The 14,208-nt window shown below is 62.9% G+C and carries 14 protein-coding genes; all 14 read left to right on the plus strand.

Annotated elements, in window-relative coordinates:
* On the plus strand, positions 1 to 468 hold a 468-nt coding region (locus tag FGK64_RS20670), incomplete at its 5' end, for a CoA transferase subunit A (RefSeq protein WP_138865778.1).
* Positions 468 to 1,106 carry a CoA transferase subunit B gene (locus FGK64_RS20675; RefSeq protein ID WP_138865779.1) on the plus strand — a complete coding sequence of 213 codons (639 nt, stop codon included), beginning with the start codon at positions 468 to 470 and terminating at the stop codon, positions 1,104 to 1,106. The genes FGK64_RS20670 and FGK64_RS20675, both read left to right, overlap by 1 nt.
* Positions 1,106 to 1,891, plus strand: a complete 786-nt coding sequence (gene pcaD / locus FGK64_RS20680; RefSeq protein WP_138865780.1) for a 3-oxoadipate enol-lactonase — start codon at positions 1,106 to 1,108, stop codon at positions 1,889 to 1,891. Before FGK64_RS20675 ends, pcaD begins: the two co-directional genes overlap by 1 nt.
* On the plus strand, positions 1,888 to 2,940 hold the full coding sequence (locus FGK64_RS20685) for a 3-carboxy-cis,cis-muconate cycloisomerase (protein WP_138865781.1): 1,053 nt from the start codon (positions 1,888 to 1,890) through the stop codon (positions 2,938 to 2,940). Before pcaD ends, FGK64_RS20685 begins: the two co-directional genes overlap by 4 nt.
* 153 nt (positions 2,941 to 3,093) lie before the next feature.
* A complete protein-coding gene (locus tag FGK64_RS20690) occupies positions 3,094 to 5,265 on the plus strand; it encodes a ParB/RepB/Spo0J family partition protein (RefSeq protein WP_138865782.1) in 2,172 nt (723 codons plus the stop codon).
* Positions 5,266 to 5,391: 126 nt separating this feature from the next.
* Positions 5,392 to 5,772 (plus strand): DUF3768 domain-containing protein, encoded by a 381-nt coding sequence (locus FGK64_RS20695; protein ID WP_138865783.1) that lies wholly within the window; start codon positions 5,392 to 5,394, stop codon positions 5,770 to 5,772.
* 116 nt (positions 5,773 to 5,888) lie between these two features.
* Positions 5,889 to 6,185, plus strand: coding sequence for a hypothetical protein (locus FGK64_RS20700; protein ID WP_138865784.1), 297 nt, complete (start codon positions 5,889 to 5,891; stop codon positions 6,183 to 6,185).
* 83 nt (positions 6,186 to 6,268) lie between these two features.
* The gene (locus FGK64_RS20705) at positions 6,269 to 6,652 is read left to right on the plus strand and encodes a DUF6878 family protein (protein ID WP_138865785.1); all 384 of its coding nucleotides are present in this window, start codon (positions 6,269 to 6,271) and stop codon (positions 6,650 to 6,652) included.
* Position 6,653: 1 nt separating this feature from the next.
* Positions 6,654 to 7,130, plus strand: a complete 477-nt coding sequence (locus FGK64_RS20710) for a DUF6915 family protein (protein ID WP_138865786.1) — start codon at positions 6,654 to 6,656, stop codon at positions 7,128 to 7,130.
* A gap of 106 nt (positions 7,131 to 7,236) precedes the next feature.
* Complete coding sequence (locus FGK64_RS20715; RefSeq protein ID WP_138865787.1) at positions 7,237 to 7,878, plus strand: hypothetical protein; 642 nt, start codon at positions 7,237 to 7,239, stop codon at positions 7,876 to 7,878.
* Between the two features lie 50 nt (positions 7,879 to 7,928).
* Entirely contained in the window at positions 7,929 to 8,180 is a 252-nt protein-coding gene (locus FGK64_RS20720; protein WP_045684278.1) for a type II toxin-antitoxin system ParD family antitoxin, read from the plus strand.
* On the plus strand, positions 8,173 to 8,472 hold the full coding sequence (locus tag FGK64_RS20725) for a type II toxin-antitoxin system RelE/ParE family toxin (protein WP_138865788.1): 300 nt from the start codon (positions 8,173 to 8,175) through the stop codon (positions 8,470 to 8,472). The genes FGK64_RS20720 and FGK64_RS20725 overlap by 8 nt, the downstream gene beginning before the upstream one ends.
* A gap of 125 nt (positions 8,473 to 8,597) precedes the next feature.
* Complete coding sequence (locus tag FGK64_RS20730) at positions 8,598 to 12,995, plus strand: strawberry notch-like NTP hydrolase domain-containing protein (protein ID WP_138865789.1); 4,398 nt, start codon at positions 8,598 to 8,600, stop codon at positions 12,993 to 12,995.
* Positions 12,992 to 14,038, plus strand: coding sequence for a DUF7146 domain-containing protein (locus FGK64_RS20735; RefSeq protein ID WP_138865790.1), 1,047 nt, complete (start codon positions 12,992 to 12,994; stop codon positions 14,036 to 14,038). The genes FGK64_RS20730 and FGK64_RS20735 overlap by 4 nt, the downstream gene beginning before the upstream one ends.
* The last annotated feature ends 170 nt before the right edge of the window (positions 14,039 to 14,208 follow it).

The following is a 14,208-nucleotide window of genomic DNA, read 5'->3' on the forward strand; positions in this document are numbered from 1 at the left end:
GGCGAGAACGCCGAGTTCATGCGCCAATACCTCAGCGGCGAGCTGGAGCTTGAGTTCAACCCGCAGGGCACCCTGGCCGAGCGCATGCGTGCTGGCGGTTGCGGCATCCCTGGCTTCTACACCAAGACCGGTGTCGGCACCGTGATCGCCGAAGGCAAGGAAGTAAAAACCTGGGGCGGCGAGGACTACATCCTTGAGGAAGGCATTTTTGCCGACCTTTCGATCGTCAAAGCATGGAAGGCCGACGACACCGGCAACCTCGTCTTCCGCAAGACCGCGCGCAACTTCAATCCGCCGGCCGCCATGTGCGGACGTGTCTGTGTCGCAGAGGTGGAAGAGATCGTGCCGCGCGGCAGCCTCGACCCCGACAATATCCACCTGCCCGGTATCTATGTGCACCGGATCGTGCAGGGCGCGCATGAAAAACGCATCGAACAACGAACCACGCGCAAGCGGGAGGACGCATAATGCAGAGTGAAGTCAAAGGTTGGGACCGCAACCAGATGGCCGCCCGTGCGGCTCAGGAACTCGAAGACGGAATGTATGTGAATCTCGGCATCGGCATCCCGACGCTGGTCGCCAATTACGTCGGCGACAAGGACATCACTCTTCAGTCAGAAAACGGCATGCTGGGCATGGGCCCCTTCCCCTTTGAGGGCGAGGAAGACCCCGATCTGATCAACGCTGGCAAACAGACCATCACCGAACTGGCGCGCACGTCCTATTTCGACAGTGCGACCTCCTTCGGCATGATCCGCGGCGGCAAGATCGCGGCGGCCGTGCTGGGTGCCATGGAAGTGGCCGAAAACGGCGACCTGGCGAACTGGATGATCCCCGGAAAGCTGGTCAAGGGCATGGGCGGCGCCATGGATCTTGTCGCAGGCGTAGGCCGCGTCATCGTCGTGATGGACCACACCAACAAACATGGCGAGTCAAAGGTGCTCAAGGAATGTACCCTGCCCCTCACCGGAAAAGGTGTCGTCGATCTGATCATCACGAATCTTGGAGTCCTCGAGGTGGAGCACAAGGGCCTTCACATCGTCGAACTCGCCCCCGGCGTGACTCGCGAAGACATGATCGCAGCGACCGAGGCAACCATTGTCTGATGTCTGACTTTCTGACGATCCAGGGCCGCGTGCACCATTTCGACCTGCGCCCAGGGACCGCGCGCGTGCCGATCGTGTTTGTCAACTCGCTTGGCACCGATCTGCGCATCTGGGACCGCGTGATTGCCGCCCTCCCTGCAGAGTGGACCGTTCTGACCTATGACAAATCCGGGCATGGCCTGTCTCAGGGCGGCGCGCGAACCATGGAAGAATTCGCATCCGATCTTGCGGCACTGATGGACGCAAATTCTCTTGAAGGCGCAATGGTCTGCGGTGTGTCTGTGGGTGGCATGATCGCACAGGCGTTGGCAGCGTCCCGGTCGGACCTGGTCGCTGGATTGGTGCTCTGCAACACCGCACATCGGATCGGCACGCCAGAGAGTTGGGAGGAGAGGATCGCCGCGCTGGACACCACCGGCCTGGAGGCGATGGCTGACGGCATCATCGAACGCTGGTTCTCGCCAACCTTCCGCCGCGATCATCCGCAGGCGACAGCCGGGTACCGGATGATGCTGGCCCGCACCCCGTTGGCAGGCTATCGCGCGGTCTGTGCGGCCATCCGGGACGCGGACCTCACGGAGGCGACGCAGCGCCTCACCTGTCCGACGCTCTGCGTCGCGGGGACTGACGATCGGGCAACCCCGCCCGATCTCGTTCAGGCATTGTCGCAGCTTATCCCCACTGCAGGTTTCACCTGCTACGACAATGTGGGCCACCTGCCCTGCATTGAGGCCCCTGATAGGCTCGCACGGGACATCCAGACCCATATGGCGGCCCTGCCATGATCTCGGTGTTCGAACACCCATGGCTGGGTGGGCTGTTTGGGGATGACGAGGCTGCCGCCCTCTGGTCGCCAGAGGCGCAATTGGATCATTTCCGCGCATTCGAAGCGGCCCTCGCACGTGCGCTGGAGCAGAGCGGACTGGTTCCGTCAGGGCACGGAGCGGCGGCGGCCTCGGTCATCGAGACCGCAGATATCGACCTGCAAGGCCTCGCACGGGGTACTGGTACCGATGGCTTGCCAATCCCAAATCTGGTCAAGCAACTGCGCGCTGTGGCAGGCGATTATCGTGCCGCCGTTCACACCGGAGCCACCTCGCAGGATGTCATGGATACCGCGCTCTCGCTAACGCTAAAAACCTTGACCGACCTGTTGCAACTCCGGTTGAAAGAGCTCGATGCAACGCTTGGCGGACTGACTCAAACCCAAGGCACAAACGCCCTGATGGGCCGCACTCGTATGCAGGCTGCCCTGCCCATCACCGTCGCGGATCGCCTTGCGTCCTGGCGGCAACCGCTGGCATCCCATGTCGCCGCTCTGGAGGGCTTGCGGCCACAAGTTGAGCGATTGCAGCTTGGTGGCGCAGTCGGAACGCGTGGCGATTTCGGTGAAGCGGGGCCACAAATTGCCGCGCAGATCGCAAAGGAACTTACGCTTATCGATGGCCCTGTGTGGCACACGGACCGCTCGGGCGTTGCGGCCTATGCCGGTTGCCTGTCGCTGATCACTGGCAGCCTTGGCAAGATCGGACAGGACGTGGCGCTGATGGCGCAACAGGGCATCGACGATGTCACGCTGACGGTAGGCGGTGGCTCCTCGGCCATGCCGCATAAGTCCAATCCAGTTCTGGCAGAGCTTCTGATGACGCTGGCGCGTTTCAACGCGACCCAGCTTTCAGGGGTGCATCACGCGCTGGTGCATGAACAGGAACGCTCCGGTGCGGCATGGATGCTCGAATGGATGATCTTGCCGCAGATGTCTGTAACAACCGCCCGCGCGCTCACAGCCTCACAGGCATTATGCGCGCAAATCAGAGCTGTTGGGAAGGCATGAAACAAACTAAATTTCAAACCCTATGCGGGTATCGAGAGTTTACACAAAAAGCATCCAGGCCGAATAAAGAGCCAGAGAAAGGGAAGCCCGGGTGCCGGGCTTGAAAGGATAGAGAGAGCCTCATCCGGGTCCGGCGTGACAAGGAACCTGACCATGGCCAAGACCACGACCCGACCGAAACCTGCCACGGCGAAGAAAACCGAAGCGACAGGATCGGCAACGCCTGACGGCGCTGCCGACATCCGGATGATCCCGCTCGACCAGCTGGAGCCGAGCCCCCTCAACGTTCGTAGAGTCGCGACAAGCGCCAGCGACGACGCCGAGCTTCTTGCCAGCATCCGCGAGACCGGTATCAAGCAGAACCTGGTGGTACATGCGCTGTCTGAGACACGGTTTGCCGTCGATGCGGGCGGTCGCCGCCTCAAGGCACTGAAGCAACTCTCCGAGGACGGCGTCATCCCCGTCGAACATCCTGTGCCCTGCCTCGTCGAGGATGAGCGCAACGCCATCCTCACCTCCGCCACAGAAAACCTCCAGCGTGCGGCGATGCACCCGGCGGACCAGTTCGAGGCTTTCGACAAGATGATCGGCGAGGGCCGCAGCGAGGACGAGATCGCGCTGAAGTTCGGCGTCTCCGTCGACCTCGTTCGCCGACGCTTGAAACTCGCCCGCGTGGCTCCCGAGATCATCGAGCAGTTTCGCGTGGGCGACCTGACCCTCGAATGCGTGATGGCCTTTACGTTGACTGACGATCACGATCGCCAACTGGCGGTCTGGAACGCGGTGAAGGGCGGCTATCACATCCATCCCCAGAGCATCAAACGCCAGCTGACCGAGACGGCGCATTCGGCGAACTCAGGCCTCGGGCGCTTTGTCGGCATCGAGGCCTATGAGGCGGCGGGCGGTGTTCTGCTGCGCGATCTCTTCGATGATCGTGCCAGCGCCCATATGGAGAACCCCGAGCTCCTGGAGCGTCTCGCCATCGAGAAGCTGCAGGCTGCGGCCAAACCCTTCGAGGCGGCTTGGAAATGGGTCGAGGTGCATCTTTCGGTGGACTACGGCGCGTTTCGCAGTTTCGGGCGGATTTATCCGCAGGACATAGCGCCCGACCCGGGCCTGCTTGCCGAAGAGGAACGTCTGATCGCGCGCGAGGAAGAACTGGCGGCGCAGAATGACGGCGAGGATTGGACCGACGTCGAAACTGAGGAATACTACGCCATCGAGCCGCGCCTTCGCGAGATCGAGGCCCTTCAGCGCGAACGGCAAGCTTACGCAGACGAAGATCGCGCTATCGCCGGTGTCGTTCTGACCATCGGTCATGATGGGGTGTTGCGCGTCGAGAAAGGCCTCGTGCGACCCGAGGATATTCCAGCCGCGCCCGAACCGGACGATACCACCGCAGATGCGGATGGCGCCCCCTCCCCTGCCCGCCCACAGGTGACGCCGCCGACCTCCTCTACGCCGTTGCCGAGCTCCGACCCGGCCGCGACATTGCGAAAGGCCGACGGAATTTCGGCGAGCCTCGCCGACGATCTGCGGGCAACCCGTCAGCACATCCTGCGGGCGCATCTGGCGGCGGATTTCGAGGTGGCGTTCGACGCGATGCTCTATGCGCTCTGCGAACAGGCTTTAGGGCGGTCCTACACCAACGAGGCGCTCGACATCTCGATCCGTCCCTTCCAGGCGCAGAACCGCGAGGTGCTGCATACAGATACGGTCGCCCAGAAGATGCTCGAGGCGCTGGAACAGGACCTCGCCACCGACTGGATGAAGCTGGAGAAACCCGATGACTTCCGGGCAATGTCAGCGCTGCCGATCGAAGACAAACAGGCGCTTTTCGCCTGGGCGACGGGTCTGGCGGTCAAGCCACAGCTCTCCTCCGACAATCGGCCTTCCCCGATCATCGAGGAGATTGGCGCGCGGCTGGATGTCGATGTGGCGGCTTGCTGGCGCCCGACTGCTCAGAATTACTGGGGTCGGGTAAACAAAGGCCATGCAGTAGCCATGGCGCGCAAGCTGATCGGCGACGACTACGCCGAGGAGCGCAATCGCGAGCGAAAGGGCGATATCGCGGCCGCGATGGAGCGGGCGTTCGCGGAAACAGCCAGCGAGACGGAAGGTTTCGACGCGGCGACGGTCGCTAGGACGACGCGTTGGCTGCCCGAGGGGATGGTGTTTGCCGGTGCGACGGAGGCCGACGCCAAAATGACTGGCGATGCGCCCGAGGCCGAGGAAGGCGACGTGCCCGCGGCAGATCCTCTGGCCGAGGTGGAGAGCGATGAACCATCGTCCTTGCCCGCATTTCTCAGCGGGGATGCGGCCTGACGAAGCAAGCACCGGTCCGATTACCACATGAGCCCTGGGCCGTCCTCACATCGAGGGCGGCCCTTTCCGGCTGACGGGTTGCCTACAGCCGATATCGGATCGGCTGGCCCGTCCCGGAGATATCCCATGACCACCGCACTCGATCTCGATCCCGTCCAGGAAGCCGCACGCATCGCTGCGCAGAACGATGCGTTTCGACGTTCCATCCTCGGCACTACCCCTGTCGCGGATGCCCCGCAGGGCCAGTTCGTGATGACACGCGGCGTCGCGGCGCTTGGCCCCGACGCCCAACTGGAGCTCACCCGCCGCGTTGCCGCCTTCGACGCTTTCAATGCCGACAGCGACCCGCAAGGATGGCACGAGATGGGCGTCATCGACCTCGAAGGCACGACGGTCTGGTTCAAACTCGACCTCTATGACGTCGACTACACGTATGGGTCGCCAGAGCCCTCTGATCCTGCGCAGTCGCGCCGGGTTCTGACCCTGCTTCTGCCGTCGGAATACTGACGGCTCCAATCCCCACTAACCGCCCCGGATCGCCCTTGCACAAAGGGCGGTCCTTTCGGGCTGGCGGGTTCCAAAGGGCGCGATGATCGCGCCTTGCCTGCCGCCGGAGACCAAAGATGGCCAAGACACTCGAGTACCAGATCACCCTCTATCCCGCACATCGCGATGGCGCCTTCGTCGTCACCCAGTTCCAGATGATGGGGAGCTACCCCGAAAAGCGCATCCAGGCCGCGGGCATGGATGACCTGGTCGACAAGGTGACGCAGTTCGCAATGGAGCATGGCGAGAGCTGCAGCGCTTCGGTGCGTTGTCTCGCCCCGCGCAAACCGCCTGGGTTCAAGCGCGCGACCGAGAACCTCTATTTCAACCTGGTTGACCGGACGGCTGAGAAACGCGGCGACGCCGCGGCCTGAAGCCCCCCACAGGAAACCTCCGGGGCGCGCGGCCTCGCGTAGCGGTCGCCCTCCCCTTCCCTCAATTCCAAAGGATCAAAGACATGACACAAGTGAATGATTTCTACGCGCAGATGCTCGAATCTCAGAGACGTGCTGCAGAACAGCGGGTCGAGACCCGCGCCGCCCTTCTCTCCGAGTTGCGCGCCCTCGGCGTGACGAACATCGAGGTGCAATACGAAGGCTACGGCGATTCCGGCAATGTCGAGGACGTTGTCGTGACGCCTGACACGATCACCCTCACGGAAGAGCTACGGCGGCGTGTCGAGGACTTTGGCTGGGATTTTGCCTATGCGCTCAGCCCCGGATTCGAGAACAACGAAGGCGGCTATGGCGAACTGACTTGGGCGCTCGAGGCGGACAAGATCGATGTCAGCCACTCGAACCGCTATATCGAGACCAACACCACCGAACATGAGGGGCACTGACATGGCACATCCCCTCCACCACGCAGAAAGCTCAGCTCGCCGTTTTGGCGGTGTGCCAGAGGATTACCAGCATGTGCATGACTGGTTTGACTCATCAAAAGAGCACCTAGGTCTCTTTGTTCACAGAGCCCAAAAACATCATACAGTCGGGATCTATGATGCCGAACGTCACTTCGGCCACAGCCTGACCAACAGCGCGGGCCGGGTCGTCCCGATCCGCTGGATCGGTGAGCAACATGTGCGCGAGGACTGCCAGGGGCGTATCCCGTCGCTTGCGGACTGGCTCGGGCGCATTCAGCCGGAACCATGGATGGCCAATGGCCGGATCGACAATGACCCGACACAGATCGGCAGCGATCCTCGCGCAGTTTGGGTCGCAGCGGTCTCCAATCACCAGACCATTCTCGGCTTCGAGGATTGGCTGCTGAAGGTCTCGGTCGAGCACGTCCAGCATCGCGAGAACCGCGCCGCCGCCTGATCCATGGGGGCAATGACGCCAACGCCCCTCGGAAAGCACTCTGATCGATCCGCTCGAGCCACTACCGGCCGGGCGGGTCGATTTCGTTTCAAGAAAGGACATCGATATGCACGACCCTGTCTATGAGGAGGCCCACCGCGGCCACACCATCAAGATCTACCACGACCCCGACGCTGAGAGCCCGCGGGAGTGGTCCAACCTCGGCACGCTGATTTGTTGGCACCGCCGATACCGCCTGGGTGACAGCCACTCCTTCGACAGCCCCGAGGCGTTCTTGCGCGATCTCGCCGGCATCTCGGAGCAGCGTGACCTCTCGATGGATCGCCTCCAGGAACGCGCCGAGCGTAACGCCATCCTGTTGCCCGTCTTTCTCTACGATCATTCCGGCCTCGCGATGAACACGATCGGGTTCCATTGCCCGTGGGATTCCGGCCAGGTCGGTTACATCTACGTGACGCTCGAAGCGGTTCGGAAAGAATTCGGCGTGAAACGCGTCACCAAGGCACGGCGCGAAAAGGCCGAAGACATCCTGCGCGGTGAAATCGTTAGCTACGATACCTATCTTGGCGGGCGGGTCTACGGCTATGTCATCGAGCATAACGGCGAGGAGCTCGACGCCTGCTGGGGTTTCTTCGGGCATTATGAGCTGGACTGCCTGTTCGAGGCGCGAGCATTTGTAGACCATCTTATTTTGAGAGAGGTACACAGACCCGCCGCCGAACAAGGCGCAAGTCCACCCCCGAGTTGAAACGCGCGCAATACTCATATATCTTATCTATGCATATTTTGGAGATGAGCATGGCAAGCACAAGCGTGACACTTGGCCCCCATTGGGATGAATTCATCGCCCTGATGCTTAAGGAGGGGCGTTACGGGTCAACCAGCGAGTTGATCCGTGCCTCTCTGCGCCTGATGGAGGAGCAGGAAGGTCAGCGCGCGCGTCTTCGGGTTGCGTTGATGGAAGGCAAGCGCTCGGGCGACGCCGGACCGCTTGATATGGATGCGATCAAGCGCGAGGCGCGGAGCCGGTCCGGCGCTTCTGATGCGTGAAATCCATCACTCCGAGGCGGCAAAATCCGATCTCGTCGACATCTGGATCGAGACATATCGACAGTGGGGCGAGGCGCAGGCGGATCGCTATCTCGACGACATCGAGCATGCCCTGAAGGGGCTGATCGCCAACCCCCAATTGGGGTCTGACTGTTCCGATCTTTTGCAGGGTGCACGCAAATTGATCACGGGTCGGCACCTCGTTTTCTACGAGGTGGATACGGATAGAATTTTCGTAATCCGGGTCCTGCATCAATCCATGGACGTGCCGCGACATTTGCGGCCGTCCTGACACCGGACCATTCCAATCGGGGCTTTGCCATGAAAGAGCGAAAGGCAGGGCGGGAGGGGTGACCCCTCCCGGGTGAGAGAGTGCGCGCGGGGCTTGGGGCCAACCCTCAAACCCGGAGATTGCCGATGAACGCTCACCCCCATTCCGTTCCGCTTGCGCCCGAGGCCGAGCCCCCTGCCCTGCCGGATACCTCGCGCTTCGCCCACAACCTGATCCAGGCTGGAACTGCCCTCGTCCCCTTGTTCGAGGCGGGAAAGCCCATCGACGCCGCCGCTCTTCGCGCCGCGATGGGGGAGGCCTTCGGCGCCAGCGACACCAGCGGCGCCTGGGTCTGGAAGGACGCCTATGAGGCGACCGAGATCGCGCAGATCCTGATGCTTTCGCGCTACGGCGCATTGATGCAGCGCCAGGCCGCCTCACCGCAGGCCTTCCTCACCATGATCGAGCGCCTCGCCAGTCTGGCCCCGTCCCACACGCGGCGCTCGGAAGACAGCGTCCGTCTGCAACAATTCTCGACCCCTCTGCCCCTTGCGGCCATCGTGGCCCAGGCGGCGGGGTTCCGCGCTGAAGATCTGGTGCTCGAGCCCTCTGCCGGCACCGGCATGCTGGCGATCTTCGCCCGGATTGCAGGCGCTCGACTGGCGCTGAATGAACTCGCCGACTCCCGCCGGGCCTTGCTGGGACATCTGTTCCCGGAGGCTGTCCTGTCTGATCACGACGCCGCGGCGATCGACGACCGCCTCGACCGGTCGATTTCGCCCTCGGTCATCGTGATGAACCCACCCTTCTCCGCGGCCAACCATGTCGAGGGCCGGTTTCGGCAGGCGACCAGCCAGCATGTGCTTTCCGCCCTGGCGCGCCTCGCGCCGGGTGGGCGGCTTGTCGTCATTACGGGCGAGAGCTTCCGCCCCTCTTTGAGCAGCTTCCAACCGACGTTCCAGCGGATCACCTCAAGTGCCGATGTGGTGTTTTCCGCCGCCATCAACGGCAAGGTCTTCGCGCGGCATGGCACCACGATCGACACGCGGCTCACGGTGATCGACAAGCGCGCGGCGGGCGAACCAGAGAACGCACCGGTCGATATTGAGGCCGCCTATCATCCGATCTGCGCGACCACAGCCGATCTCCTCTGCGCGGTGCTGACCCATTGCCCGGAGCGGTGCAGCCCTCCGTCCTGCCCCACCAGCGCGGCATTGGCTGTGCCGAACCACCAGACCCGCACCAACCTGCATGCCCTGCGTAATGCCGCCCGCCAGGAAACCCGCGCCCTCGCCGTGGAGCGCGCCAAGCACCCGTTTGACGACATCGAGACGGCACCGCTCGACTACCTGCCGAAAGTCTGGAGCGAACCCGACGGCACGCTGCAGGACACGGTCTACGAGGCCTATGACCTTCAGGCGATCCGGATCGACGGCGCAGCGGAGCATCCGACCGCACTTGTCCAATCCGCCGCCATGGCATCGGTCCCGCCGCCCGTGCCGACCTATCGTCCCATCCTGCCGAAGAGCCTTGTGGCGGACGGCCTTCTCTCCGCGCCGCAGCTCGAAAGCGTCATCTATGCGGGTAATGCCCACGAGACGCATCTCAAAGGCTGGTTCAAGCACAGCGAGATCGAAGGCCAGTTAATGGCGGCTTCCGAGGGTGACGAAAGTGCCTTTCGCCTGCGCAAGGGCTGGTTCCTCGGCGATGGCACGGGTTGCGGCAAGGGGCGGCAGGTCGCGGGCATCATCCTCGACAATTGGCTGCAGGGTCGCCGCCGGGCGGTCTGGGTGTCAAAGAGCGACAAGCTCATCGAAGATGCGCGGCGCGACTGGATGGCGCTCGGCGGGCGCGAAAGCGATATCGTGCCGCTCTCGAAGTTCCGCCAGGGCAGCGACATCCGCCTGCCCGAGGGTATCCTCTTCGTCACCTACGCGACGCTGCGTTCGGCGGAACGCGAGGGCAAGGCCTCCCGCCTTGAGCAGGTGACGTCCTGGCTCGCGGACGGGTTCGATGGGGTGATCGCTTTCGATGAAAGCCACGCCATGGCGAATGCCGCCGGAGAAAAGTCCGACCGCGGTGACAGACGCGCGTCCCAGCAAGGTCTTGCCGGACTCGCTCTGCAGAACGCCATTCCGGATGCGCGGGTTCTCTATGTCTCGGCCACCGGGGCGACGGTCGTCGGCAATCTCGCCTATGCCTCCCGTCTTGGTCTCTGGGGTACCGGGGATTTCCCCTTCGTGACGCGGGCCGAATTTGTCGCCGCGATGGAGGCCGGGGGCATTGCTGCCATGGAGATGATCTCGCGCGATCTGAAGGCGCTTGGTCTATATCTCGCGCGGTCCCTCTCCTATGCCGGGGTCGAATACGAGATGCTGGTGCATGAGCTCTCACCCGCACAGGTCGCGATCTATGACAGCTACGCCGATGCGTATCAGATCATCCACACCAACCTTGAAGCAGCCCTTCAAGCGTCTGGCATTGCCTCCGAGACCGGCACCTTGAACGCCCAGGCGAAATCCGCCGCGCGGTCTGCCTTCGAGAGTAACAAGCAGCGCTTCTTCAACCATCTCATCACCGCCATGAAGTGCCCCTCGCTGATCCGTGCCATCGAGGCGGACCTGGCGGCAGGCCATTCGGCGGTGATCCAGGTGGTGTCGACCAGCGAGGCGGTGATGGAGCGCCGGCTCGAGGATATCCCGTCGTCGGAGTGGGACGACCTGCAGGTCGATTTTACGCCGAGGGAGAACATCATGGACTACCTGATGCACAGCTTCCCGACGCAGCTTTTCGAGCCCTACACCGACGAGAATGGCGATCTGCGCTCGCGCCCCGCCCTCGATGGCGCTGGCAACCCGATTATCTGCCGAGAGGCGGAGCGGCGGCGGGAAGATCTGATCGAACATCTTGGGGCGCTGGCCCCGGTGCAGGGCGCGCTCGACCAGATCCTCTGGCATTTCGGCGGGGAGGCTGTGGCCGAGGTCACCGGACGCAAACGCCGCATCGTGAAGACGCGTGAGGGGCGGCTCAAGGTCGAGAACCGACCTGCCTCCTCCAACCTCGGAGAAACCCAAGCCTTCATGGATGATGCCAAGCGCATCCTGATCTTTTCCGATGCCGGTGGGACAGGGCGCAGCTATCACGCCGATCTCGGGGCAAAGAACCAGCGCTTGCGCGTGCATTACCTGCTTGAGCCCGGCTGGAAGGCCGACAACGCGATCCAGGGGCTCGGGCGCACCAATCGCACCAATCAGGCGCAGCCGCCGCTCTTCCGCCCCGTCGCCACAGACGTGAAGGGGGAGAAGCGGTTCCTCTCCACCATCGCCCGCCGCCTCGACACGCTTGGTGCCATCACCAAGGGGCAACGCGAGACCGGCGGTCAGAACATGTTCCGCGCCGAGGACAACCTCGAGAGTCCCTATGCCCGGGCGGCGCTGCGGCAGTTCTTCTACAAGCTGCGCGCAGGCAAGATCGAGGCCTGCTCTTACGCCAGGTTCCAGGAGATGACCGGGCTGACGCTGGATGAGGCGGATGGCACCATGAAAGAAAACCTGCCGCCGATTCAGCAGTTCCTGAACCGCTGCCTCGCGCTCCGCATCGACATGCAGGACGCGATCTTCGAGGCCTTCGGCGGGTTCCTTTCGGCCATCATCGAGGACGCGCGTCAGGCAGGCACGCTGGATGTCGGCCTTGAGACCCTGCGCGCCGAGAAGTTCGAGATTGTTGATCGCAAGGTCATCTTCGAGCATGAGGCGACGGGGGCAACAGCCACTGCGCTGACCGTGGAGCGTACCGATCGCAACGATCCGCTCACTCTGCCCAGGGTCAAAGCCATCTGCGCCGATACAAAAGGCTCGACGCTCTGTTGGAACAAGACCTCCAAACGCGCGGCGCTGATGGTGAAGGCGTCGGCTTTCATGGATGAGGACGGCGTGCCGATCCTGCGGGTGAAGCTCCTGCGGCCCATGGCGACGGAGATCCTCGCCCTCACCGAGTTTTCGAAATCGCACTGGGAAGAGATCGATGATGCGATGTTCGAGCAGCTCTGGCAGGCCGAGGTCCAGGCAGTGCCGGAGTTCACGACCTCGAAGATCACGCTGATCTGCGGCCTCCTTCTGCCGATCTGGGACCGGCTGCCCGCCGACAACATGCGCATCTATCGCCTCCAGACCGAGGACGGGGAGCGCGCAATCGGTCGCTTGGTCAGCCAGGCGCAGCTTCTCAGTGTCTATGCGCGGCTCGGACTCGATTGTCAGATCGAGATGACGCCGCAGGAGGTTTTCGCAGCGGTCATGGACGCGAGGACGACCCTGGGCCTGCTCGGCGGCTACCAGCTGCGCCGGTCACTGGTCATGGGTCAGCCGAGGCTTGAACTCATCGGCGCGTCGGGCGCGGCCCTGCCCGGTCTGAAGGCCTTGGGCTGTTTCACCGAGGTGATCCAATGGAAAACGCGGGTATTCATCCCTGTGGACAGCATTGACGTGCTGGCGCGGGTTCTCGCGGAGTATCCTGTTGGCGCCAGTGCAGCGGGGGCCGCCGCATGAGTGCGCGGCGCAGTATCGCGGACCTCTCGGCCGATCTGGCAGACCGGGCCGAGAGTTTCTGTCGCCAGTATTTCCCCGAGGGGTGCAAGCAGGGCAACTATTGGCAGGTTGGCGATACCTCGGGCGCAAAGGGGCAGAGTCTCGCCATCCGGCTCGAGGCGGAAGGCGGGCGCAAGGCCGGGTCCTGGCAGGATTTCGCGACGGGGCAATATGGCGACCTGATCGACCTGCTGCATGAACGGCTTGGGTCGGTCACGCTCAAAGAGACGCTTAGGGAGGCCCGGTCTTTCCTCGGCGAGGCCCCCTGCCCTGTCGTATCTCGTGAAACCCAAAGGGCTGAGCGCCCGGATGTGGACTCAAGCAAACGTATCGCGCAGGCGCGAAAACTCTTTGCCGTTGGCAAGCCGGTGCTTGGCACCCTGGCAGCCACCTATCTGCAGGGGCGCGGGATCACACGGCTTGGACCTGCCCTCCGTTATCACCCGCGGGTCTTCCTGCGGCAGGGCGAGGACGATCTCGATCCGCCGCAAAAATCCCCTGCCCTGCTGGCGAAGATCACCGACAATCGGGGCCAGATCACCGGATGCGCGCGCACCTATCTCGACCCGTCCACCGGCGGTTTGGCTGTGATCGAGAGCCCGAAACGGATCCTCGGGCAGCTGCACGGCCATGCCATCCGCTTCTGGTCCGGCTCATCTCGCAGCGATCTCATCGTCGGAGAAGGTCTCGAGAACACCCTCTCGGTTGGCACGGCTCTCCCCGAGTTCGATCTCGCCTCCTGTCTCACTGCCACCCATCTTGGTCTCTTCATTCCGCCGCCGGGGATCAAGCGCATCTGGATCGCGCGGGACAATGACGAAGTTGGACGGAACGCATCAATGAGATTGCGTAACCAACTGGAATCGCTTGGAATGGCCTGTGGCGAACTCGTGCCGCGTTTGGGCGATTTCAACGACGATCTGCGGGCATTTGGCAGAGATGCGCTGCGCCGGTCCCTGTTAGAGGCCATGAAAGCACAAGGTCTGGAGATCGAGGACGGGTGACCGCCAACTTCCTCAGCGAAGTTTGAAAGGGCAAAGGTTCCGTGGGTTAGATCTGATCCCGTTTGGACTAGGGGAGCGATGGACCAGCGGGTCGGAGCAGAGTGCTCCTCGCCCGGGCAGCAATGCGCCCCGCACCAGAAAATTCCCCTGAGCCTTCGGCTCATTCCTCG

This window comes from Arenibacterium halophilum, assembly GCF_005938225.1.
GTDB lineage: Bacteria > Pseudomonadota > Alphaproteobacteria > Rhodobacterales > Rhodobacteraceae > Arenibacterium > Arenibacterium halophilum.